Source organism: Helcobacillus sp. ACRRO, from assembly GCF_022347125.1.
In the GTDB taxonomy this organism is placed as follows: Bacteria; Actinomycetota; Actinomycetes; order Actinomycetales; family Dermabacteraceae; genus Helcobacillus; species Helcobacillus massiliensis.
The window spans coordinates 1-22,584 of record NZ_JAKRNG010000022.1 but is presented as its reverse complement, the minus strand read 5'-3'; the positions used below and the strand labels follow the sequence as shown (position 1 = coordinate 22,584).

The 22,584-nt window shown below is 70.7% G+C and carries 21 protein-coding genes and 2 tRNA genes; 14 read left to right on the top strand and 9 right to left on the bottom strand.

Translation table 11 applies throughout. The features are described from left to right. Positions 1–3: 3 nt before the first annotated feature. From MHY20_RS08555 to MHY20_RS08540, 4 genes are all read left to right on the top strand, one after another. Complete coding sequence (locus MHY20_RS08555; protein WP_239376178.1) at positions 4–1,269, top strand: solute carrier family 23 protein; 1,266 nt, start codon at positions 4–6, stop codon at positions 1,267–1,269. Between the two features lies 1 nt (position 1,270). Next, positions 1,271–1,570, top strand: coding sequence for an acetyltransferase (locus MHY20_RS08550; RefSeq protein WP_239376177.1), 300 nt, complete (start codon positions 1,271–1,273; stop codon positions 1,568–1,570). Positions 1,571–1,631: 61 nt separating this feature from the next. Further along, on the top strand, positions 1,632–2,456 hold the full coding sequence (locus tag MHY20_RS08545; RefSeq protein WP_239376176.1) for a DUF5926 family protein: 825 nt from the start codon (positions 1,632–1,634) through the stop codon (positions 2,454–2,456). Next, positions 2,453–3,325 carry a glycosyltransferase gene (locus tag MHY20_RS08540; RefSeq protein WP_239376175.1) on the top strand — a complete coding sequence of 291 codons (873 nt, stop codon included), beginning with the start codon at positions 2,453–2,455 and terminating at the stop codon, positions 3,323–3,325. Before MHY20_RS08545 ends, MHY20_RS08540 begins: the two co-directional genes overlap by 4 nt. Here MHY20_RS08540 and MHY20_RS08535 read toward each other — a convergent pair. Next, positions 3,322–5,232, bottom strand: a complete 1,911-nt coding sequence (locus tag MHY20_RS08535; RefSeq protein ID WP_239376174.1) for a hypothetical protein — start codon at positions 5,230–5,232, stop codon at positions 3,322–3,324. The two genes, MHY20_RS08540 and MHY20_RS08535, sit on opposite strands and share 4 nt — an antisense overlap. A 29-nt stretch (positions 5,233–5,261) precedes the next feature. Between MHY20_RS08535 and pheA the strand changes: the two genes are divergently transcribed. Beyond that, complete coding sequence (gene pheA, locus MHY20_RS08530; protein WP_183375965.1) at positions 5,262–6,230, top strand: prephenate dehydratase; 969 nt, start codon at positions 5,262–5,264, stop codon at positions 6,228–6,230. Between the two features lie 38 nt (positions 6,231–6,268). Here the strand turns inward: pheA and MHY20_RS08525 are convergent, their stop codons facing one another. Further along, complete coding sequence (locus MHY20_RS08525) at positions 6,269–7,237, bottom strand: diacylglycerol kinase family protein (RefSeq protein ID WP_239376173.1); 969 nt, start codon at positions 7,235–7,237, stop codon at positions 6,269–6,271. A 22-nt stretch (positions 7,238–7,259) separates the two neighbouring features. Between MHY20_RS08525 and serS the strand changes: the two genes are divergently transcribed. From serS to MHY20_RS08505, 4 genes are read left to right on the top strand one after another with little or no spacing between them, the layout of a single operon-like run. After that, the gene (gene serS / locus MHY20_RS08520; protein ID WP_183375971.1) at positions 7,260–8,519 is read left to right on the top strand and encodes a serine--tRNA ligase; all 1,260 of its coding nucleotides are present in this window, start codon (positions 7,260–7,262) and stop codon (positions 8,517–8,519) included. After that, positions 8,520–9,422, top strand: coding sequence for an HAD family hydrolase (locus tag MHY20_RS08515; protein WP_239376172.1), 903 nt, complete (start codon positions 8,520–8,522; stop codon positions 9,420–9,422). Then, positions 9,415–9,942: a YbaK/EbsC family protein gene (locus MHY20_RS08510; protein WP_239376170.1), complete on the top strand. Its 528-nt coding sequence runs from the start codon at positions 9,415–9,417 to the stop codon at positions 9,940–9,942. The genes MHY20_RS08515 and MHY20_RS08510 overlap by 8 nt, the downstream gene beginning before the upstream one ends. Next, complete coding sequence (locus MHY20_RS08505) at positions 9,939–10,361, top strand: GNAT family N-acetyltransferase (protein ID WP_239376169.1); 423 nt, start codon at positions 9,939–9,941, stop codon at positions 10,359–10,361. Before MHY20_RS08510 ends, MHY20_RS08505 begins: the two co-directional genes overlap by 4 nt. 102 nt (positions 10,362–10,463) lie before the next feature. Here the strand turns inward: MHY20_RS08505 and MHY20_RS08500 are convergent, their stop codons facing one another. Further along, positions 10,464–11,516, bottom strand: a complete 1,053-nt coding sequence (locus tag MHY20_RS08500) for a zinc-binding dehydrogenase (RefSeq protein WP_239376168.1) — start codon at positions 11,514–11,516, stop codon at positions 10,464–10,466. A 293-nt stretch (positions 11,517–11,809) separates the two neighbouring features. On the opposite strand from MHY20_RS08500, the gene MHY20_RS08495 reads away from it, so the two are divergent. The 3 genes from MHY20_RS08495 (at position 11,810) to MHY20_RS08485 (ending at position 13,543) form a co-directional block, all read left to right on the top strand. Next, positions 11,810–11,897 (top strand) — tRNA-Ser (locus tag MHY20_RS08495). Positions 11,898–12,055: 158 nt separating this feature from the next. Further along, positions 12,056–12,532, top strand: coding sequence for a peroxiredoxin (locus MHY20_RS08490; RefSeq protein WP_183375981.1), 477 nt, complete (start codon positions 12,056–12,058; stop codon positions 12,530–12,532). A gap of 3 nt (positions 12,533–12,535) precedes the next feature. Next, the gene (locus tag MHY20_RS08485; protein WP_239376167.1) at positions 12,536–13,543 is read left to right on the top strand and encodes a hypothetical protein; all 1,008 of its coding nucleotides are present in this window, start codon (positions 12,536–12,538) and stop codon (positions 13,541–13,543) included. Here MHY20_RS08485 and MHY20_RS08480 read toward each other — a convergent pair. Then, positions 13,449–14,219 carry a hypothetical protein gene (locus tag MHY20_RS08480; RefSeq protein ID WP_239376166.1) on the bottom strand — a complete coding sequence of 257 codons (771 nt, stop codon included), beginning with the start codon at positions 14,217–14,219 and terminating at the stop codon, positions 13,449–13,451. The two genes, MHY20_RS08485 and MHY20_RS08480, sit on opposite strands and share 95 nt — an antisense overlap. Positions 14,220–14,452: 233 nt before the next feature. Between MHY20_RS08480 and MHY20_RS08475 the strand changes: the two genes are divergently transcribed. Together MHY20_RS08475 and ppc are read left to right on the top strand one after the other, a co-directional pair. Further along, positions 14,453–14,542 (top strand) — tRNA-Ser (locus tag MHY20_RS08475). 307 nt (positions 14,543–14,849) lie between these two features. Then, positions 14,850–17,696, top strand: a complete 2,847-nt coding sequence (gene ppc, locus MHY20_RS08470; protein ID WP_239376165.1) for a phosphoenolpyruvate carboxylase — start codon at positions 14,850–14,852, stop codon at positions 17,694–17,696. 76 nt (positions 17,697–17,772) lie between these two features. Here ppc and MHY20_RS08465 read toward each other — a convergent pair whose 3' ends face one another. The 5 genes from MHY20_RS08465 to focA form a co-directional block, all read right to left on the bottom strand. Then, a complete protein-coding gene (locus MHY20_RS08465; protein ID WP_239376164.1) occupies positions 17,773–18,420 on the bottom strand; it encodes a response regulator transcription factor in 648 nt (215 codons plus the stop codon). After that, positions 18,417–19,568: a histidine kinase gene (locus MHY20_RS08460; RefSeq protein ID WP_239376163.1), complete on the bottom strand. Its 1,152-nt coding sequence runs from the start codon at positions 19,566–19,568 to the stop codon at positions 18,417–18,419. The genes MHY20_RS08465 and MHY20_RS08460 overlap by 4 nt, the downstream gene beginning before the upstream one ends. Further along, on the bottom strand, positions 19,565–20,326 hold the full coding sequence (locus MHY20_RS08455) for an ABC transporter permease (RefSeq protein WP_183375997.1): 762 nt from the start codon (positions 20,324–20,326) through the stop codon (positions 19,565–19,567). Before MHY20_RS08455 ends, MHY20_RS08460 begins: the two co-directional genes overlap by 4 nt. Beyond that, positions 20,323–21,291, bottom strand: coding sequence for an ABC transporter ATP-binding protein (locus MHY20_RS08450; protein ID WP_239376162.1), 969 nt, complete (start codon positions 21,289–21,291; stop codon positions 20,323–20,325). The genes MHY20_RS08455 and MHY20_RS08450 overlap by 4 nt, the downstream gene beginning before the upstream one ends. A 173-nt stretch (positions 21,292–21,464) precedes the next feature. Further along, entirely contained in the window at positions 21,465–22,439 is a 975-nt protein-coding gene (gene focA / locus MHY20_RS08445; protein WP_239376160.1) for a formate transporter FocA, read from the bottom strand. Between the last annotated feature and the right edge of the window lie 145 nt (positions 22,440–22,584).

Sequence of the window (22,584 nt, the reverse complement as noted above, 5' to 3'; positions counted from 1 at the left end):
CTCATGTTCCGTTGGACCCTGCATGGCAACGGCCGCACTGTTGAACCCGGTCGCGTGGTCGCGCCCGATGAGCGGCTGAACTGGTTCGCCACCATCGGCATCGGCGCCCAGCACGTCATCGCCATGTTCGGCGCCACGTTCCTGGTGCCGCTGCTGACGGGCTTCCCGCCGTCCACCACGCTGCTGTTCTCCGGTCTCGGCACGCTGCTGTTCCTGCTGATCACCCGCAACCGGGTGCCCAGCTACCTCGGGTCCTCGTTCGCGTTCATTGCGCCGATCACCGCCGCGAAGGCCGACGGAGGCATCGGTGTGGCCCTGGGCGGCGTCCTGATGACGGGCGTGATCCTGGCGCTGGTGGGTCTGCTGGTGCAGAAGGTCGGGACCCGGTGGATCGGTCTGCTGATGCCGCCGGTGGTGATGGGGTCGATCGTGGCCCTGATCGGCTTCAACCTGGCGCCCACCGCATACGAGAACTTCCAGAAGTCGACCGTGACGGCGGTGGTGACGCTGGCGGCGGTGGTGCTGTGCACGTCGATGTTCCGGGGCCTGCTGGGCCGCATCTCCGTGCTGATCGGTGTGGCGATCGGCTACGCGGTTGCGGTGGTCCGCGGGGAGGTGGACTTCACGATGGTGAATGAGGCTCCTCTGCTGGGGCTTCCGCCGTTCCACTTCCCGGAGTTCCACCCGTCGGTGCTGCCGATGTTCCTGCCGGTGGTGCTGGTGCTGCTGGCGGAGAACGTGGGGCATGTGCGGTCGCTGTCGCTGATGACCGGGAAGCCGCTGGATCGGATGATGGGCCGCACCCTGTTCTCCGACGGCCTCGCCACGACGCTGTCCGCCACGTTCGGCGGCTCGCCCACCACCACGTACGGCGAGAACATCGGCGTCATGAGCGCCACCCGCGTGTACTCCACGGCCGCGTACTGGGTGGCGGGCATCACGGCGATCCTGCTGGCGATGAGCCCGAAGGTGGGGGCGCTGATCTTCACGATCCCCCCGGGTGTCCTCGGCGGCGTCACGTTCATCCTGTACGGCCTGATCGGCATCGTGGGTGTGCGCATGTGGGTGGACGGCGTGGTGGACTTCTCCCGCCCGAAGAACCAGTTCACCGCGGGTGTGGCGCTCGTGGTGGGCATCGCGAACGTGACCTGGCAGTTCGGCGACATCACCTTCAACGGCATTGCGCTGGGGTCGCTGGCGGCGCTGGTGATCTACCACGTGATGAACTCGCTGGGCCGCGTGTTCGGCACGGACGAGCCCGCTCACTGACGTGTCCGGCACCGACTCGACTGGCCCGGACCCGTCGGCCCGGCCGGCCTCCCCGGACCCGACGGGACGGCCCGGGTGGGCGCCGTTCCTGCAGGTGGGGGTGCGGGTCACCGCCCGCTACCGCCTGCCGACGGATGCCGCGTTCCGAGCGTCCGACGCCCTCGGGTACATCCGCGCCGTGGACGAGGAGACCATTACGGTGGAGACGAAGCGGGGCTTCGCGCGGATTCCGCGGCCGATCATCACCGCGGTGAAGGAAGTGCCGCCCCCGCCGCCCAAGCGGCGCCCCCGCGCCGAGTAGGCCGCCGCCCCCGTTCCCAGTCCTGACCGTTTCGGGCGGTTCCCGCCGGTAGGATGACCCCATGGCTTCCAGCTCTGAATTCGTCAACCGCCCCTTCCACAGCCTGCCGGTCGAGCGCGACCTCGTCGCGATGCGGCAGCTGATCCCGTCGGCCACCATGACCGCGCGCACCACCGCCGAGCACGGCGCCCAGGAGGTGGAGATCGCGACGATCCTGCCGATGAACTGGCCGTCCTGCAAGCGTGAGGACGGCACCGTGCTGCTCGGCATGCAGGCCACCGTTCCGGGGTCGGACGTGTCCCGCGGCCTCGGCCAGGCGCTGCTGTCGGCGCTGGAGGCGGATCCGGGCACGTCGTTCGCGCAGGTGGAGATGACGGAGGAGTCGCCGCGCCTGCAGGACCTCCTCGACCCCGAAGGCTTCGGCCCCCTGGAGATCCACGATGACTTCGAGTTCTGGATCGATGCGGGCGCGGAGCGCACCGATGAGCTCGATGAGGGCCTGAAGCAGGCGAACGACGCCATTATGATCACCCGCGCCGTGGACGGCCTCGACCACGGCTTCTGGGTGGACGCGGGCCCGAAGGAGCACCTGCGCTGGGTGTTCGACGCCCCCGAGGACAGGGTCATCGACGCGATCGCCCGCCTGCACGCCCGCCGCGAGTCCGCGATCACCGACGGCACGAAGTTCGTCGGCTCCTTCCGCGCCGACGGCCTCACCATCCCCGTGTGGGACCTGCCGAAGGGCTTCGGGGCCGACGGGGTCGCCGAGCACGCGGAGGAGTTCTCGAAGCGGTTCCTGGAGGCGCTGAACACTGATGAGCCGCTGACGGGTGCGGAGCGCCGCGCCCGCGGCGGCGTCCTGAGCCGGCAGGTCACGCTGCGATGACCGGCATCGAGGGGGCCCGCGTGCAGCACGCGGCAGTGGTGATCCCGGCGAAGGACGAGGCCGCCCGCATCGAGGCGACCGTCCAGGCGGCGTTCTCCATTCCGCGGGTGGACCTCGTGGTCGTGGTGGATGATGGCTCGACCGATGCCACTGCCGCGATCGCGCAGGGGGCGGGCGCCCTCGTGGTGCGTCACCGCGTCAACCAGGGCAAGGCGGCCGCGATGGCGACCGGTGCGCGCCTGATTGCGATGCGGGAGAACGCCGACCGGGCCGACGGGTCCGGGGACAATACCGAGCACATTGAGGAGCCGGTGCCGGGCCACACGGGTGAACTGCCCGTGGTGCTGGAGGACGGGGAGGACGCGCCGGTGCTGGCGCGGCCGATCCTGTTCATCGACGGCGACATGCAGGACTCTGCGGCGAACGCCGCCCCGCTGATCGACGCGGTTCTGGATGACGGCGTGGACATGGCGATTGCGACCCTGCCGCCGCAGGAGGGTGCCGCGGGGATGGGCCTGGTGGTCCGCACGGCCCGCAACGGCATTGAGCGCGCGACCGGTTTCGTGGCGGAGCAGCCGCTGTCGGGCACGCGCTGCATCACCCGGGAGACGTGGGACGCGGTGCAGCCGCTCGCCCCGGGCTGGGGTGTGGAGACGGGACTGACGATCGACGCGCTGGACAAGGGCTTCTGGGTGAAGGAGATCCCCGCGGAGCTCTCCCACCGCGCCACGGGCCGCGACATGCGCTCGCAGCTGCACCGTGCGGCGCAGCTGCGGGACGTGATGCGGGCGCTGCGCTCCCGCCGCCACCTGTCGCCGAACGACCCGCTGGAGGAGCCCGTCGGCGACCAGGCCGACGAGACGGACTAGCGGCCTTTCCCGCTGACACGCGGCAGAAGCGCGAGCTGGACGAGCGTGCCGACGGCAAAGGCCGCGGCGAGCAGCGCCAGGCCCGTATCGTTCGTCAGCGCACCGATCCACGCACCCAACACGGCAATGGTCCTGAGCGCCCGACCGAGCGGCGCCTGTGCATCCCAGGCACTCACACGCCGCGAAGTGACCGCGAGCACCGTCAGCGCGACGATGATCAGCATGCCCGGCACCGCCACGACCGGATACAGCCACAGCGGCTCCAGCATCCGCACCGTCCGGCTCACCACCATCGAGGCTGCGGCCGACGGATCCTCCACCAGCAGCGCCGCAAAGTCCCCCAGGTGCGTGCGGGCACCGGCACCGCGCGACGCATCCAGCGCCGCCACCGCCGCGAGCAGAACAGCACCCGCAGCGCCCGCGACCAGCACGTGCACGGGCCGCAGCCGCACACCCCACGCCGCCATCACAGCGAGGAGCAGCACCGGTCCGAAGATCAGGGAGCTGCCGGCGTCGGCGCCGAACTGCGGCGCCGCGGACACCACCAGCACCACCAGACCGCTGACACCCACGACCAGGGTGCGGACCAGGCGCGACAGCTGCGGTGCGGCGTGCAGCAGCGCGATCAGGCCCATCGCCCACCCGGCGAGCACGAACGCCGTCAGATGATTCGACATCCCGTAGAACCGGCCGCCGTACAGCGGCTGATTCCCCAGCAGGGACGCCAGCTGCAGCCGCGACCCCGTCAGCGAATCCAGCAGGATGACGCCCGCGAGGACGGCGCCGGCGGCCGCGGCGTCGAGCCCGCGCACCGTCAGCACCCGTCGGCCCCGGCCCTGCGCGGACGCGAGGCGCGGCAGGAGGCGCCGCACTGAGACCTCCACCACGACCAGGCCGACGGTCGCCACCACGAGGATGTACCCGAGCACCGTCGCGGCCGGCCACGGCGACAGCGGCCACGGAACCGTGGACGTGGTCAGGCCGGCCGCCACCGCGAGCAGACCGAACGTCAGCACTGCGGTGGTGCGGCCCAGCGCCGCGAGCACCGCCCCGACCAGGGCGATCACGCCGATCACCACGACCAGGATCGGCGTCAGGTCATCCATTGCGCGGGCCGTCAGCGTCAGCGCCTCGGCATGGTCGCGGGAACTGTCCGTGCCGAGCGGCTCCACCGCCCGCACCGAGTCCTCGGCGAGGTCGAGGTTCGTGACGAGGCCCTGCTGACGCGTGGACGTGGAGGTGAGGGAGCGGTTCGTGGCCCAGCGGGAGTCCATCACGACCTGCAGGTTCAGCGGCACCTCCAGGTTGAACGTGTCGCGCTGCTCCTCGGCGGCGTCGGCCCGGTCGGCGGGCGGGTCGGTCATGCCGATGCTCGCCACCGCGATCGCGGGTCGATGGGGCGGGGTCGTGGTGGTGATGCCGCCGCAGCGGCCGGCCTGCTTCTCGAATTCGGCATCGATCGCGCGGATCGATGCCCGCCGCTGCGCGTCCGTCACGCCCGGTCCGTTCGCGACCGAGCCGAGGTCGCGGATCGGCACACCGGCCTTCGTCTGCTGCGGGGTGGGGGAGGGCTGCGGGCCGACGGGTGCGCGCCTGCCTGTTGCGAGCGACGTCCAGCCCTGCCGCTTCGTGGTCATGACACTGTCCGAGGTGAGTGCGACGGTGCCGGCGGAGGAGGAGCGGGCGAAGCAGGTGAGGTTCGGGGCGTCGGCCTCGGTGATGTCCGGCCAGGTGAGGCCGCTGGTGATGTAGAGCGCCTCCAGCTGTTCGTGGTCCCCGTCGGCCCCCTGCCCCGAGGAGCCCAGGGCGCCCACCGCGCCCACCGGGGCGGCGCCGACGGCCGCCGCGGCGGGGCCCACCAGCAGGACCGCAGTGAACAGGACCATCAGGTGGAGCAGGCGGCGCATGCCCCGATGGTAGGGCATAGGGTTGCGCCATGCGCTTTGGATTCCTCGGTCCCGAACGGACCTTCACACATCAGGCACTTCTTCAGGTCCTGAAGCAGCCGCTGCTGCAGGACGCGCTGAGGACCACCGGGCAGGAGCTGATCGCCTACCCGAACGTGGCCGGTGCCGCCGGCGACCTCGTGGCCGGTGACATCGACGCTCTCATGGCACCGATCGAGAACTCCGTGGAGGGCGGCGTCTCCGGCACCCTGGACGTCCTCGCCGCCACCACCGGCCTCACCATCATCGCCGAGGAGATCGTCCCCATCACGTTCGTCCTCGCCGCCCGCGAAGCCGTGGAGCTCTCCGAGATCCGCACGGTCGCCTCCCACACGCACGCGCAGGCGCAGTGCGCCGACTTCGTCCGCATCAACCTGCCCGGCGCCGCCCCCATCCCCGCGCTGTCCACCGCGGAAGCGGCCCGCACGATCGCGGAGATGGACCCGTCGGACCCGGCCGCCCGCACCAGCGCCGCGCTCTGCTCCCCGCTCGCGGCGGAGAGCTTCGGCCTGCACGTGCTGGCCGACGGGGTCGAGGACAACATCGGCGCCCAGACCCGCTTCGTGCTCGTGGCCCGTGACGGGAAGATCCCTCCCCGCACCGGCACCGACAAGACCACCATCGTGGCGCACCTGGCGCACAACCGGTCCGGGTCGCTGCTGGAGATCCTGGAGATCTTCTCCGCCTACGGCGTGGACCTCTCCCGCATCGAATCGCGGCCCCTCGGGGACGCGCTCGGCCGCTACTCCTTCTCCATCGACATGGAGGGGCACCTGGAGGACCGGCGCGTGGAGGCAGCGCTGCAGAGTCTGCATCGCATCTGCTCCCGCCTGGTGTTCCTCGGCTCCTACCAGCGGGCCGACGGCGCCGAACCGACCGTGGACGACGCCGTCTCCGACACCACGTTCGATGAGGCGCAGGAGTTCACCGCCCACCTGCGCGCACAGATCGCCGACTGACGCCGGTCAGGCGCCCGGCAGGTCAGGTACCCGGCGGGTCAGGCCTGATCGCGGGGGATCCGCACGGCGAGCGCCCGCGGCTGCACCCGCGCGGACACCGCGGTGGCGCGGCCGAGGGTGTCGCCGTCCACCTGCACCGGCATCGACTTGCGGCTGCTGACGGTGACGCGGCGCGCCTGGAAGGTCCGCGAGGACGAGATCTGGGCGAGCTCCGGCGCGTCCGGCAGCACCAGCTCCGTGGCGATCTGCGCGAACCCGGCCGGTCCGCGCCAGTTCAGCGCGAGGATCTCCAGCGACCCGTTGGTGGCGTCCGCACCGGGCATCAGCGTGACGCCGCCGGGCAGGCGGCCCACGTTGCCGATCATGACGGTGCGGGCCCGCATCGACATCTCCCGGCGGCCGTCCAGGGTGAGGGACACCCGCATCGCCTTGCCGAGCACGCGCGTTGCGCCCGCCAGCACGTAGGCGGCCACGCCCACCACCTTCTTCAGGCGGGACTTGGTGTCCGCCATGACTTCGGCATCGAACCCGACACCGGAGATGACGAGGAACGGATGCTCCTCGTCGGTGTCTGCGGGCTCGTCCTCCTCGGTGCGGCCGCGGTCGATGCTCAGCCAGCCCAGGTCAATGGTCTCCCGGGCGCCGTCGGCCAGCACCGCCACGGCCCCGTCGAGATCATCCACGGGGATCTCGAGGTTGCGGGCCATGAGGTTGCCGGTGCCCACGGGGATGATGCCGAATTCGGTGGAGGTTCCGGCGAGTGCGCCGGCGACCATGCGGACGGTGCCGTCACCGCCGGCGGCGACCACCATGTCCGCCCCGTCGGCCAGCGCCCGCTCCGCCTGCCCGGTGCCGGCGTCCTCCACCGTCGTCTCGATGAAGACCGGCTTCGGCAGTCCGTGCTCGGCGAACAGCTCTGCGACCTCCTCGGTGAACTCCGAGGGGTCATCGAACTTCGACGGGTTGACGACCACGGCGATGTTCGTGGGCTTTGATACGTGGTTCACAGGGCCAACATACAATGAGCGCATGATTGATCTTCGCCAGCTCCGTGAGAACCCCGACATCGTCCGTGAGGCACAGAAGGCGCGCCGCCGCGACCCCGCCACGGTGGACGCCGTGCTGGAGGCGGACGCCGCCTGGCGCGAGAAGACCCGCGCCTTCGAGGACCTGCGCGCCGAGCAGAAGTCCTTCTCCAAGCAGATCGGGAAGGCCTCCGCTGAGGAGAAGCCGGCGCTGCTGGAGAAGGGCAAGCAGATGTCGGCTGATGTCAAGCGCCTGGACGCTGAAGCCGACGAGGCGCTCGCCGCCCGCAACAGCGCCCTGCGCGCCATTCCCAACATCGCGGAGGGCGCACCGGAGGGACTGGAGGAGGACTTCGAGACCCTCGAGGAGAACGGCACCATCCCCACCTTCGACTTCGAGGTGCGCGACCACCTGGAGATCGGCGAGAAGCTGCAGGCGATCGATATGCAGCGCGGCGCGAAGGTGTCCGGTGCACGGTTCTACTTCCTGCGCGGTGTGGGCGCGCAGCTGGAGATGGCGATCCTCAATGCAGCGCTGGACCAGGCAACGAAGGCCGGCTTCACCCCGATGATCACCCCGACCCTCGTGCTGCCGGAGACGATGGAGGGCACCGGCTTCCTCGGTGAGCACGCCGACGAGGTCTACCACCTCGACAAGGGCGACGACCTGTACCTCGTCGGCACCTCGGAGGCGGCCCTCGCCGGTTACCACCGCGACGAGGTGCTCGACCTGGACGGCGGCCCGATCCGCTACGCTGGCTGGTCCGCCTGCTACCGCCGCGAAGCCGGCTCGTACGGCAAGGACACCCGCGGCATCATCCGCGTCCACCAGTTCCACAAGGTGGAGATGTTCTCGTACTGCAAGGTGGAGGAGTCCTACGAGGAGCACCAGCGCCTGCTGCAGTGGGAGCGGGAGATGATGGAGCGGATCGATGTCCCCTACCGCGTCATCGACACCGCCGCCGGCGACCTCGGCACCTCCGCCGCCCGCAAGTTCGACTGCGAGGCGTGGATCCCCAGCCAGAACACGTACCGCGAACTGACCTCCACCTCGAACTGCACCCAGTTCCAGGCGCGCCGCCTCAACATCCGGGAGCGCCACGACGGTCAGCTGCGCCCCGCCGCCACCCTCAACGGCACGCTCGGCACCACCCGCTTCATCGTGGCGGTGCTGGAGAACCACCAGCAGGCCGACGGGTCCGTGGTGGTGCCCGAGGGTCTGCGTCCGTACCTCGGGGGCCGCGAGATCTTCGAGGTGAAGTGAGTGCAGGGCGCCCTGCCTGACCCCGCCGGGATGCCGCGCAGCCTGATGGACCTGCTGCGGTCCGAGCCCGCCGTGGTGGGCCTGGATGTGGACGGCACCCTGCTGGATCACCGGATGCGGATGTCGCCCGCGATCGCGGACGTCCTCGCCCGCCTGTCCCGCTCGCAGCACCACACCGTGATCGCGACCGGCCGCGGCCTGTCGAAGACCCTGCCGGTGGTGCGCGCAGCCCAGGTGGCCGACGGGTACGCCGTCGCCGCAAACGGCGCCATCACCGCCCGGATCCAGGGCGGCGACGCGGAGATCATCGACACCCGCACCTTCGACCCCGATGAGGCGCTGCGCCGCATGCGCGAGGTGGTGCCGGAGGGCCGGTACGCGGTGGAGACCGCTGCGGGTGACTTCTTCGCCACGGAGTCGTTCGAGGATGCGGAGTTCGGCATCCACGCGGAGGTCGTGTCGTTCGAGGAGCTGTGCGACCACGAGGACGTGATCCGCGTGGTCGTCACGAAGCCGGACATGCCGCGGGAGGAGTTCCGCCGGATCGTCCAGAAGGCCGGGCTGCACGGTGTGGAGTACGCGGTCGGGTATTCGTCCTGGCTGGACATGTCCGCGCCGGGCGTCACGAAGGCGACTGCGCTGGCGCGCACCATCGACCTGCTCGGTGCCCGGAACGTGCTCGCGATCGGCGACGGCTCCAACGACATCGACATGCTCCGCTGGGCGAACCTCGGCGTGGCGATGGGGCAGGCGAACCGGAACGTGAAGGACGCCGCGGATGCGGTCACCGGCCCGATCGAGGAGGACGGCGCCGCCGCGGTCCTCAACGAGCTGCTGGCCGGCACTGAGTTCGCGCAGGACCCGTCGGCCGGCAGCGTGGGGGAGTGGGTGCACGTTGGCTGAGCAGGCCGGGCAGCCCGCTTCCGCTTCCGCTTCCGGGGCCGACGGCAACCGGGCGCTCGCGGCGCTGGCGGCCTCCGGCATCGACTACGACGTCACTGAGACGCAGCGCGCTTCGTCCCTCGAGGAGGCGGCGCACCTGCGCGGCATCGACCCGCATGACCTGGTGAAGTCGATGGTGGTGCGCTACCGGTACCCGCAGGCCGCGCCCGGCACCGATGAGCACCGGTTCGTGATCGTGCTGGTGCCCGGTGACCGCGCCATCTCGTGGAAGAAGCTGCGCGCACACCTGGGGACGAACCGGGCGGCGATGCCGAGTGCTGAGGAGGCCCTCGAGGTGACCGGGTTCGAGCGCGGCACCATCACCCCGTTCGGTGCGGGGCTGCCCGTGGTGGCGGATGAGACCGTCGGCCGGGGCCGCATCTCGATGGGTGCGGGGGAGCACGGCCGCGCCGTGTTCGTCAACGGCGCGCAGATGCTCGAGTTCGTCAGCGCCGATATCGCTGACGTCACCGACCCGTGAGCGGCCACGGCTGCACGCTGACGCTCGGCGTGCTGCCCGAGAGGGCGGAGACCCTTGCGCTGTACGACTCCGTCGGCTGGGCGGCCTACACGCAGCAGCCGGACGTCCTCATGTCCGCGCTCGCCGGCTCCACCACCGTGGTGACAGCGCGCGATGGGAGGGGCGGCCTGGTGGGCCTCGCGCGCGTCATCTCCGACGGCGTCTCCATCGCGTACCTGCAGGACGTCCTCGTGCACCCGGACCACCATCGTCGGGGGCTCGGGGCGGCGCTCGTGGACGCCGCGTTCGAACCGCACCGCTCGGTGCGGCAGAACGTGCTGATGACTGATACGGAGGCGCGGCAGGCGGCGTTCTACGAGTCCCTCGGCTTCACGGAGATGCACGCCGCGGACGTGCGCGGGTACGTCCGGTTCCGCTGACCGCCTCCTCTGGCTACGTCCGCTGACCGCTTCCGGTGACCGCGTTCGGTCATAGGGGCGCCGGGCGGCCGGGCGGACTGTCCAGCACGCTACGGTCCGTCCTCACCGAAGGCGCAGCACGACCTTCCCGAGGTGCCCGCCGTCCCGCAGGATCTGGTGCGCTGCGGCAGCGTCCTCGAACGGCACCTCCGCCCGGATCGGGACGCGGATCTGCCCGCTCTGGATCAGCGGCCACATCTGGGAGCGCACCGCCTCCATCACTCGGGCCTTCGCCTCGCCGCGGCGGGACCGCAGGGTGGTGCCGATGATGTGCGCCTTCTTCAGCATCACCTGCATCACCGGCAGGGTGCCTGTCGCGCCGGCGAGCACGGCGATGATGACGAGCCGGCCGTATTCGCTGAGGGCGCCGACGTTCTTCTCGAGCGCGTCACCGCCGCCGAGGACGTCCAGGATGACGTCGAAGTTGCGCGGCCCGTCGCCGGCGGCGATCTGCTCGAACACGTCGCCGTCGTGCCGGTTGAAGGCCACGTCCGCACCGATGCGGCGGAGGAGGGCCGCGTTGGTGTCGCTGCCGGCGATCGCGGTGACGTGGGCGCCGCGCGCCTTCGCGAACTGGACTGCGGTGAGGCCGACGGATCCCGTCGCCCCATGGATCAGGACCCGTTCGCCGGCGCGGACCTGCGTCTCGAGGTGCAGGTTCGAGACGACCGTGGCGGCGGCTTCGAGCACGGACGCCGCGAACGCGAAGCGGTCGGACGCGGTGCCCGTCGCCTCAGGGTTCCCGTCGGCCGGCCCGTCGCCGTCTGCGATCCCGTCGGCCGGGGTGGTGGGCTGCTGGGGGAGGGGCAGCAGCGCCGACTCCTCCACTGCGACCACCTCGGCGTACCCGTTGCCGGCCACCAGGGCGACGACCTCCTCGCCGGTGTCGCGCCGGGTGCCGGCGATCTCCACGCCAGGCGCGCAGAACTCGGCGCCGTCGGCGGTCCTCAGCGGGGTGAGGAACGGCGGGGGCGGGTAGGCGCCGGCGACTTCGGCGACGTCGGCGCGGTTCACACCGATGGTGTGGACGTCCACGAGGACTTCGCCTGCGGCCGGGGTCGGTTCGGGGGCGTCGATCAGATGGAGGGAGCGGTCGGAGATTCCGAAGGTGCGCATGCCACCAGCGTAGGGGCGCCGGCTCCGCCACCTGGGTGCCCGGCGCTGACGCTCTGGCCCGGTCGCCCGTGCCGCTCTGGCCCGGTCGCCCCTGGCGCGCGCACGCGTCGGCGTATGCAGGCAAGCCGATCCGCGTAGGGCACTGGTGCGCCGCTATGCGCCAACGGATGCTGGCGGCCAACGGATGCTGGTGGCCGACGGAAGCTGACAGTCCGCGGGCATCGCGCCCGCTGGTAGACTGTTGCGGCGCCGTTGGCACCGCTGACATTCATGTCGGCACCGCTGACGTGCAAGGAGAGTTGACCGAGCGGCCGAAGGTGGCGGTCTTGAAAACCGCTGTGCGGTAACCCCGTACCAAGGGTTCAAATCCCTTACTCTCCGCGGACCACGCACCGAGAACGTCCCCCGTCCGTCCCGCCGCAGGGGCGCGGCGCGGGGACGTTCTCATTCCCCCGCGAGTACGCTCAGCCCATGAGCCCTGACACCGCCCGCCGCGTCGGCCCCGCCGCCCACAACCGCCCTGAATGAAGGAGACAGTGATGTCCGCGCAGAATGTGAAGCTGGAAGTGGGCCAGATGGCCCCCGACTTCGACCTGCCCGCTGCGGGCGGTGGTCGCATCTCGCTGGCCGACCTCGCCGGCGCCCCCGCCCTGATCTGGTTCTACCCTGCCGCGAACACGCCCCTGTGCACCACGCAGGCGTGCGACCTGCGCGACAACTACGACATGTTCACCGACGCCGGGTACCGCATCGTCGGCATCTCCCCGGACCCGATCGAGGACATCGAGACGTTCGTTGAGAAGCAGAACCTGCCGTTCACCATGGCGGGCGACGAGTCCCACGAGGTGATGGCCGCGTACGGCGCGTGGGGCATGAAGAACATGTACGGCCGCCAGGTGGAGGGCACTATCCGCTCCACCTTCGCGATCGACGCCGAAGGCCGCCTCACGTTCGTGAAGTACCGTGTCGGCACCCCGAAGCACATCGCTGTCCTGCGCGAGAAGCTCGCCCTCTGACGCATGGGGTCGATCGCGGACATCCCCCTCCTGCGCGACGCCGCGGTGGACCCGTCGGCCGTGCGGGAAGCCGCTGGCGTACCCATGCTGCTGTCGCTGAACTCGCGCACCGTCCGCGAGGAGCCGCTCGTCGGCGCAATCCCGGCTGTGCTGGCCGGCGCCGACTCCGCAGGGGCCGACGTCGGCAGTGCGGGCACCGCGGGGGCTGACGGGGGCGAGCCCCACACGCTCACCGCTCTCGGCAACGCTCTGCGTGTCGCGCTGGCCGACGGGGTCCTGCTGTGGGTCACCGCCCTCACCCCTGAGGAGCACGCAGCGTGGCAGGCATCGGACCTCGCGCCGCTGATGCGCGACCTCACCGACCACTCCTCCGCCGACAGCGCGCTGGTCGTCGGCATGGCGCCCACCGCGATCGTCCGCCACCTCCTCAGCGCCGGTGAGGAGCAGCGCGCCCTGCTGCGCGGATGGCTGGACGGCATCGACACCCTGAAAGTGCCGGTGGGTCTCTCCCGCGACCTCGCCGACTCGGGTGTGCGGGTCCGTCACCGCAGCCGGTGGGAGCGCTGGTCCCGCTCCGCCACCGTCATCGCGTACACGATCGTGTTCGTCTACTCAGCGCTGCGCGCCCTGCCGGTGTCCCTGGTGAAGGAGTTCCACGGCTCCCTCCTCACTCTGTGGGCGATCGACCTGATCACCGCGTTCCCCTACACGTGGGGCGTGATCACGGCCGTGTCCGGCACGAGCCGCCGCCAGCGCATCGCGGGCCTCGCCGTCACGGTGGGGACGTTCGTGGCGCCGTACGTCTACTTCTGGTTCCACGGCAGGCAGTATCCGCCCACGGTGATCGTCGTGGTGGTGCTGCTGATCGCGTCCGGGGTGGCGCTGGAGGTCACCAAGTATGTGCGGACAGCGCGGCTCAGTCGGCGGCTGCGGGAGCCGTCGGCGCCGCTGGGGCGGACCCGCCCTGCACCGTCCGCAGTGCGCTCACCAGCAGGAACCACAACCCGCTGATCCACCACAGGGCCAGCAGGCCCGCCGAGCGGTGCGGGTGGTCCGCCACGAGGATGCCGGTGGTGGCGATCCAGATGGTGACTGCGACGATGTTGAACGGCATGAGGCGGCGCACCCGGAACGGGTGCAGGTACGTCCACGGGACGAGGGTGAGGGCCGCGAGGATGACGATGGCGGCGCCGGCGCCCCAGGCGGGCAGCTGCAGGATCCACAGGGCCACGCCGACCACGTTCCATGCAGCGGGGAACCCGACGAAGAAGAAGTCGAAGGACTTCACCCCCGTGTTGCAGTAGCAGAACATAGAGGAGATGCAGATCAGGGCGGCCGCCGCCCACGCCCAGGTGTCTCCGCCGAGGTCGATGTGGGTGGCGATGAACAGGGCCGGGATGAACGTCCAGGTCAGGTAGTCCACGAGGTTGTCGAGGGTGGTGCCGTCGAACCAGGGGATGACCTCCCGCACTCGGGCGCGGCGGGCGAGGGAGCCGTCGAGCCCGTCGACGATGAGCGCGACGCCGAGCCATCCCCACATCGCGGCGATGTTCCCATCGGACAGCGACTTCAGCGCCAGCAGCGCCCACAGCAGCCCCGACAGGGTCAGCGCATGGACGGCCCAGGCGCCGGCAATGGCGCGTGGGGTCGGCTGGACGGGGCTGGTGGCGGTGCGGCTGGACGACATGCGCTCCATTATGCGGTGGGGGCGGCCCGAGCGAATCAGACCATTGACCAGATCACGCGTGAGCCCGGCCACCCCCGCTGCGGGATCCCTCCGGGGGACGGCACGCGAGGGGCCGACGGGTGAATGGTGTGACAGCGGTCCGCCTGCTTTGTGCGCAGGGCCCGACGTCCGATAAGGTGACTCGGTACGGACAGCGCGTGCGGCGGCCACCGCCCACAGTGCGAACCGTACAAGGAGACGTGGCAGAGCGGCCGAATGCGCTCCCCTGCTAAGGGAGTAGGTGGTGTTGATCCGCCTCGGAGGTTCAAATCCTCTCGTCTCCGCCGCGAAGAAGTGCCGCTGACCAGCAGAACCGCTGGATCAGCGGCACTTTTTCGCATCCTGCGTGATCGCCGTCCAGATCCTCCGCTGAAGGAGCTGCCGGTGCAGGAGCTGCCCCGCGCGAACCGGGCAGGCTCATGATGTGAACCGCGACCCCCAACTGGTGGACGACCGGCTACAGTGGGGACCGTCCGTTCGGAGCTGAGCCGGCCGCTTCGCCGCCCCCGCTGTGGGAATCCGAACGCACCCGGCACGGCCCCGGCAGCCCGCTAGAGCGCGCACCCCGTCGGCGCGCACCGAGGAGACCGGATGCCTGAGAACATGCACCTGCCCACCCTGACGGCAGAGTTCCCCGTGGTCGGCGACGACCCCCACATCGACGCCCCGCTGCGCGCCACCGTGCGCCGCCTGTCCACGATGCTGGGACAGACCCTCGCCGACCAGCACGGCCAGGAGCTGCTCGACCTCGTCGAAGAGGTCCGCCAGCTGTCCAAGCACGCCTCCTCCGCCGACGGTGACGACAGCACCCGCCGCGCCGAGACCATCCAGCAGCGTCTCGCCGACCTCCCCATCGAACAGGCCACCGCGCTCACCCGCGCGTTCACCCAGTACTTCCTGCTCGCCAACGCCGCCGAACAGGTGTACCGCGTCCGCGCCATCAAGGACACCGACACCGACAAGCAGTGGATCCCCACCACCATCGGCCAGATCGCCGACGAACTCGGACCCGAGGCGCTGCAGGAGACCATCGACTCCCTCGACACCCGCCTCGTCTTCACCGCGCACCCGACGGAGGCCTCCCGCCGCGCCGTCCTCACGAAGCTGCGCCGCATTTCCGACCTCCTCGACATCGACACCGCCGAAGGCACGCGGGAACGCGAAAAGCAGGACCGCCACCTCGCCGAGATCATCGAACTGATCTGGCAGACCGACGAACTGCGCGACTTCCAGCCCACCCCGCAGGACGAGGCGCGCAACGCCCTGTACTACCTGCAGCAGATCTACGAGATCACCATGCCGGGCTTCATCGAGGACCTGCGCGACGAGGCCCGGCGCCACGGCGCTGATGTCCCCGTCGGCCGCGTCCCCCTCCGCTTCGGCTCCTGGATCGGCGGCGACCGCGACGGCAACCCCTACGTCACCGCTGACGTCACCCGCGATGTCCTCGCCATGCAGGCCGAGACCGCCCTCGACATCACCCGCGGGGTCCTCACCCGCCTCATCCAGTCGATCTCTGTGTCCTCCACCATCGTCGGCGTCGACGAAGAGATCGGCGACTCCGTCGACGCCGACTTCGCCGCCAACCCCGCCATCGGCGACACGGTCCGCCGCGACCTGTTCGAACGCGAGCAGTACCGCCTGAAGCTCGTCGCCATGCGCGTGAAAGTGGACCGCACCCGCGACCGGATCCGCAGCGGCTCCGCGCACCAGCCGGGAGTCGACTATGCCTCCGGCGACGAGATCCAGGCCGACTTCGACGAAGTCCGCGACTCCCTCCGCGCCCACCGCGGGAACCGCGTTGCCGACGGTGAGCTCGCCATCGCCCAGAGCGTCCTCGCAGGAGTGGGGCTCACCCTCGCCATCCTGGATGTCCGCGAACACGCCGAGAAGCACCACGATCTCCTCACCGAGCTGTACGCCCTGATGGGCGAAGACGACCTCGACGGCTCCGGCGCCTCCTACGCCGACCTCACCCGTGAGCAGCGCACCGACCTCCTCGGCCGCGAGCTCGGCAGGGGCCGCCCCATCGCCGGCGCCCTGGTCGGCACCGACGACTCCCCGCTGAGCGACTCCGCTGCCGCCGTGTTCTCCGTGTTCACCGCGATCCGCGACGCCCACCGCACCTACGGCACCGACGCGATCCAGACGTACATCGTCTCCATGACCCGCGGCGCCGACGACCTCCTGGCCGTCGCCCTCCTCGCCCGAGAAGCCGGCCTCGTGGATCTGCGCGGCCAGCACCCCCGCGCCGATATCGGCTTCACCCCGCTGCTGGAGACCGTGGACGAACTCCGCGGCGCCGGCCGCATCCTCGACGAACTCCTCAGCAACGAGCACTACCGCGAGATCGTGCGCCTGCGCGGCGACCGCCACGAGGTCATGCTCGGCTACTCCGACTCCAACAAGGAGTCCGGCGTGATGACCAGCCAGTGGGAGATCCACCAGGCGCAGCGGCGCCTGCGCGACGTCGCCGCGAAGCACGGCGTGACGCTGCGCCTCTTCCACGGCCGTGGCGGATCCGTCGGCCGCGGCGGCGGCCCCACCTACGACGCGATCCTCGCCCAGCCCAACGGCGTCCTCGAAGGCGAGATCAAGTTCACCGAACAGGGCGAGGTCATCTCCGACAAGTACACTCTGCCGGTGCTGGCGCGGGAGAACCTCGACCTGTCCCTCGCCGCCGTCATGCAGGGCTCCGCGCTGCACCGCGAACCCCGCACCCCCAAGGACCGCCTCGCCCACTTCGGTGACGTCATGCAGCAGGTGTCCGATGCCGCCTTCGCCCGCTACCGCACCCTCATCGACGACGAGAACCTCCCCGAGTACTTCGTCGCCTCCACCCCGGTGGAGCAGCTCGGCGAACTGAACATCGGTTCCCGCCCCTCGAAGCGCACCACCAGCGAGAAGGGCCTGGACGGCCTGCGCGCCATCCCGTGGGTGTTCGGCTGGACCCAGTCCCGCCAGATCGTGCCCGGCTGGTTCGGCGCCGGCTCCGGCCTCAAGGCCGCGCGCGAAGCCGGACTCGGGGCGGACCTGCGCGACATGTACGAGCAGTGGCACTTCTTCCGCACCGTCATCTCCAACGTGGAGATGACCCTCGCGAAGACCGACATGAACATCGCCGCCCAGTACGTGCACGCCCTCGTCCCCGAGCACCTGCACCACCTGTTCGACGCGATCCGCGCCGAATACGACCTCACGGTCGCCGAAGTGGAGCGCCTGACCGACGTGGTCGAGCTGCTGGACAACAATCCCGTCCTCAAGCGCACCCTGTCCGTGCGCGACCGCTACCTCGACCCGATCAACCACATGCAGGTGGCGATGCTGCGCCGCGTCCGCGAAGCACAGGCGCGCGGTGAGGACGTGTCCGAGATGGAGAAGCGGGCGCTGCTGACCACCATCAACGGTGTCGCGGCCGGTCTGAAGAACACCGGCTGACCGTCGCCCCTCCTCTGCGCGGCGCCGCGGAGGGGCGGCCGTTGGGGCCCAGGAAGCCGACGGGGGCCCGGGTCGGCTAGAGCCAGCCGTTGTCGGTGGCGATCCGCACCGCCTCGTAGCGGTTCGACGCCCCCGTCTTGCGGATCGCGCTGGAGAGATGGTTGCGGACCGTGCCGTCCGAGAGGTGCAGCGCCGCAGCGATCGCAGCGGGCCCCGAGCCGTCCGCGGCGGCGCGGCACACCTCGACCTCCCGCTCCGACAGCGGATTGTCCGGCGCCATAAGGGAATCCGCCGCGAGTGTCGGATCGATGACCCTGAGGCCGGCGTGCACTCGGCGGATCGCGTCGCTCAGCTGCTCCGGCGGCGTGTCCTTCACAACGAAGCCGCTGGCACCCGCCGCGATCGCGCGCTTCACGTAGCCGGGCCGGCCGAACGTCGTCACGATCAGCACCCGCGTGCCCGGCGCCTCGGCCCGCACCGCGGCCGCCGCATCCAGGCCGTTCATGCCGGGCATCTCGATGTCCAGCAGCAGCACGTCCGGGCGCAGGTCGCGGACAGCCGCGAGCACCTCGTCGCCGCGGCCCACCCCGCTGATCACCTCCACCCCGGCCTGCAGGTTCAGCAGGGCGGTCAGCGCCGCCCGCACCAGGTCCTGGTCCTCCGCGATGACCACCCGGATCGGGGCTGCGCCCGCACCCGCGCCCGCGGTCGTGGTGGCGCTCATCGCATCCTCACCGTCACTGCCGTCCCCTCACCAGGCGCTGACTCCACCGTCACCCGGCCGCCGGCCTCGGTGACGCGGCGGCGCAGACCGCGCAGCCCGTTCCCGTCGGCCGCCTCCCCGCGGCCCCGGCCATCATCGACGACCTGCAGCCGTCCCGGTGCCACGGTGATCGTGCACCGGGACGCCTCCGCGTGCCGCACAGTGTTCGTCACCGCCTCCCGGAGCACCGCGGCGAACAGGTCCGCGTCACGCCCCGCCGCAGGCTCAGCGGCCGACGGGTCCGGTGCATCCACCGCGACACCCGCCGCCGTCAGCGCCCGCTGCGCCGCCGCCAGCTCCTCGGACAGGCTCGACTCGCGGCCCCGCATCACCGTGGTGCGCGCCTGCGCCAGCGCCTCCCGCGACAGCTCCGCCACCTGCTGCATCTCCGCCTGCGCGGCCGACGGGTCCGCCGCCACCAGACGCGAGGCCAGCTCCGCCTTCAGGTTGATCACCGTGAGGGAATGGCCGAGGACATCGTGCACGTCTCGGGCGATCCGCTCCCTGTCCTGCGCGGTCGCCAGTTGGTGCCGCAGCTCCGCCTCCGCCTCCATCCGTGCCGTCATCGCCGCCGTGATCAGGACGAAAGACGACCCGGCGAGGGTGAAGCCCAGCACCGCCGGCTTCGGCATCTCCGGCGCCAGCAGCAGCGCAGCCGCCGTCCCGACCAGCGCCACTGCACCGCCCACTGGCAGGGCGATCCGCGGCGGGTGTGGGAAGGCGATCGACGCCACCACGAACGTCAGCAGGGAAAACGCGATCGCGAACAGCAGCGGATACAGCGCGATCATCAGCGCGGTCAGCAGGGCGGTCCACAGCCACAGGAGATCCCGTCGGTTGCCCTCCGCCCAGTGAGGGGAACGGCCGAAACCGAGAAGGTACACCACCGCGAACACAGTGAGAATGGCGAGGCCGATGCCGCGCCGCGCCGGGTCGGGGTAGGTGGTGAAGAGCGCGATCAGCGGGAACGCGACATACAGCAGCCAGATCCCGGCCATCCCCATCACAGGCAGGTGCAGCGGGCCGCGGATCCCCGGCCGAGCGGCGCTGGCCGAAGCCGTGCCGGGCCGGTCCGCGTCAGCCGCCGGGGCGGTGCGCTCTCCTGTCATGCGCGTCCCTTCTGCCGGTGCTCCAGCGCCCAGCATATGCCGGCGAACACCCCGAACCACACGAGCGTCATCACCAGCGCGAACCCGAGCGACTCCTCGTGCAGGGCGCCCCCGTTGGTCGGCTGCACCCCCTCCGACAGCGGGAAGTGCGCAAGCACGCTCGGGCCGTACAGCGGGGTGAAGCGTGCGAACGCGAGCAGATCCTCGCTCAGCGGCATGAACATGTTGGAGGCGAACGCGAGGATCACCAGCGATGTCGCCGCCACCGACACCGCCGAATCCGACCGGAACAGCAGACCGAAGATCATCCCGAAGAATCCGAACGGGATCGCCGCCGCTGCGCACAAAACGGCAGCGGCGAGCCAGCGATCCAGCGGCATGTCCGCGTTGGTCACCAGGCCCGCGATGTTCACCGCGATGACCGGCAGCAGCACCCGCACCAGGATGTCCGCGCCGCGCGCCAGCAGAAGGTCACCACCGCTGAGCGGCGTGAGGGCCAGCTGGCGGCCCCACCCGGAGCTGCGCTCCACCACGGTCATTCCGGCGGCAGCGACAGCGGCTGTCGCGCCGCCGTACAGCGCCATCGACACCATCGTGTGCGCGGAGACGTTTCCGTGCCCCGCCTGCATCTCCCCGTAGGGCTGCAGGGCCCCGAACATGATGAACATGCCCACGGGCAGAACGATCGTGAAGAACAGCCCGACCCAGTCGGCGGTGAGGCGCTTCAGGGTGAGGGCGATGAAGGTCAGGCGGTTCATGCGGCTGCGCTCCTGGACTCGGTGGTGGAGGATGAGGGGCCGACGGGTTCCGCGGCCGAATCGGTGAGGGCGGCGAACGCGTCATCGAGCGACGCCTGCCGGATCTGCAGATCGTGCACACCGTCGTGCGCGAGGAGCACCCGCGCTGTCTCATCGGAGTGGGCGGTGGCGAGGGAGAGCCGGCCTGTGTCCACGTGCACCTCCCGGGCTTCGGGGAGGGCCTCGACGAGACAGCGGGCCCCGTCGGCCCCCATCCCCGCCGGGAGGCGGCAGGAGACGTGTGCGAACTGCGCGAGGGAGCGCACCTCGTCGACCGGCCCGTCCGCGAGGATCCGGCCGGCGCCCATCATGATGATCCGCTCGGCGAAGCTCTCCGCCTCCTCGAGGTAGTGCGTGGCGAACAGGATGGTGCGCCCGCGTTCGGCCTGCGACGCCATCGCGTTCCAGAAGCGCCTGCGGGCCGACGGGTCCATCCCCGTTGTGGGCTCATCCAGAACCAGCAGGTCCGGCTGCGGCAGGATCGCGAGCGCGAACCGGATCCGCTGCTGCTCACCGCCGGAGCAGGCCTTCACGCGGCGGTTCGCGATCTGGGTCAGCTGCGCGTCCTCGAGGACCTGGCCGACGGGCGCCGGGTCCCGGTAGGCCGCGGCGATCATTCGGATGGTGTCGCGGACGGTGAGGTCCGGCAGGAGGCCGCCGGTCTGCAGCTCCGCGCCGACGCGCCCCGCTCTCACCGCGGCCCGGGGCGTCTGCCCGAGCACGCTGACGCGGCCCTGAGCGGGACGGGTGAGGCCGAGGACCATGTCCATGAGGGTGGTCTTGCCGGCACCGTTGGGGCCGAGAAGGGCGACGATCTCACCGGGGCGGATCGTGGCGGAGACGCCGCGGACGGCGTGGACGCGGCCGCCGGGGCCGACTCTCTGATGCACCTCGTCGAGGCTGATGGCGGGTGTGTTCTCGTTCATGGCACCAGAATCCCGCTGGGGGAGGGGCGGTGTGCAGGGGCGGTGTCACTGATCCGCCATGACAGCTGTCATGGTTCCCGGTAGCCCCGGCGGCCCCGGCACAGCCGAGCGCCGACCCCGTGGGGCCGGCGCTCGGTGCGGATAGGGTTCCGCGTGAGGCGGTGGGACGCGGCTCAGCGTGCCGAGAGGGAGCCGCCGTCGGTGCGGTCGACTCCGTCGGCCTTCTCCGCCGGAGCGGCCGCGGCCTGTGCGGCAGCGCGCTCCTCAGCGAGCGCCTTCCGCCGGTACGCGACCCAGAAGTACCCGCCCACGAACAGGGCACCGCCGATGATGTTGCCGATCGTCACCGGCAGCAGGTTGTGCAGCACGATGTTGCTGATCGTGACGGAGGAGAAGTCCGCCTGGGTCACGCCCGCGGCCTGCACGGCGTCACTGCCCCAGAAGTCGGCACCGAACACGTGGGTGATCACCCAGCCCATCGGCAGCATGAACATGTTCGCCACGGAGTGCTCGAACCCGGTGGCGACGAAGAATGCGATCGGGCCGGCGATGCCCAGCATCTTGTCCGTGGCGGAGCGGCCGGCGAACGCCATCCACACAGCGAGGCACACGGCGAGGTTCGCCATCACGCCCAGGGCGATCGCCTGGACGAAGCCGAGGCTCAGCTTGCCCTGGGTCGTGTTCACGACGACGAGGCCCCAGGCGCCGCCGTTGCTCAGCGGAGTCTTCGCCAGTGCGATGATCGCCACCACGATGAGGGCGCCCACCAGGTTGCCGATGTAGGACACGGCCCAGTGGCGGGCCATCATCCCCCAGCTGAGGCGCTTCGACAGCGTCGGCATGAGGGAGATGGTGGTGCCGGTGAACAGGTCCGAACCGGACATCACCACGAGCATCAGGCCGGTGGAGAACACCAGGCCGCCGATGAGCTTCGTGACGCCGATCGGCAGGCCGGACGTGGGGCCGACCCCCTGCTGGGTGGTGACGAAGAAGATGAAGCCGAGGGCGATGTAGGCGCCGCCGGTCAGCGCGAGCCAGAACAGCTCGCCGATCGGCTTGGTGGCCTTGGCGTACATGCCGTCCTCCATGGCCTTCGCCATGGCAGGAGGCGTGGGAATGACGAGTTTGGGGACGATGGAGGAGTCCACGATCGGTCCTTCCTGGGACGCTGTCCGGGGGGTGTCCCTATGTTTCGAGTCAAGCCGCGAGAGCGGTCGGCTCGGGGGTAGGGGCGGTTGTCGGTGGCTGGTAGTAGGTGCCGTCGCGGAGCATGGCGTAGATGACGTTGCAGCG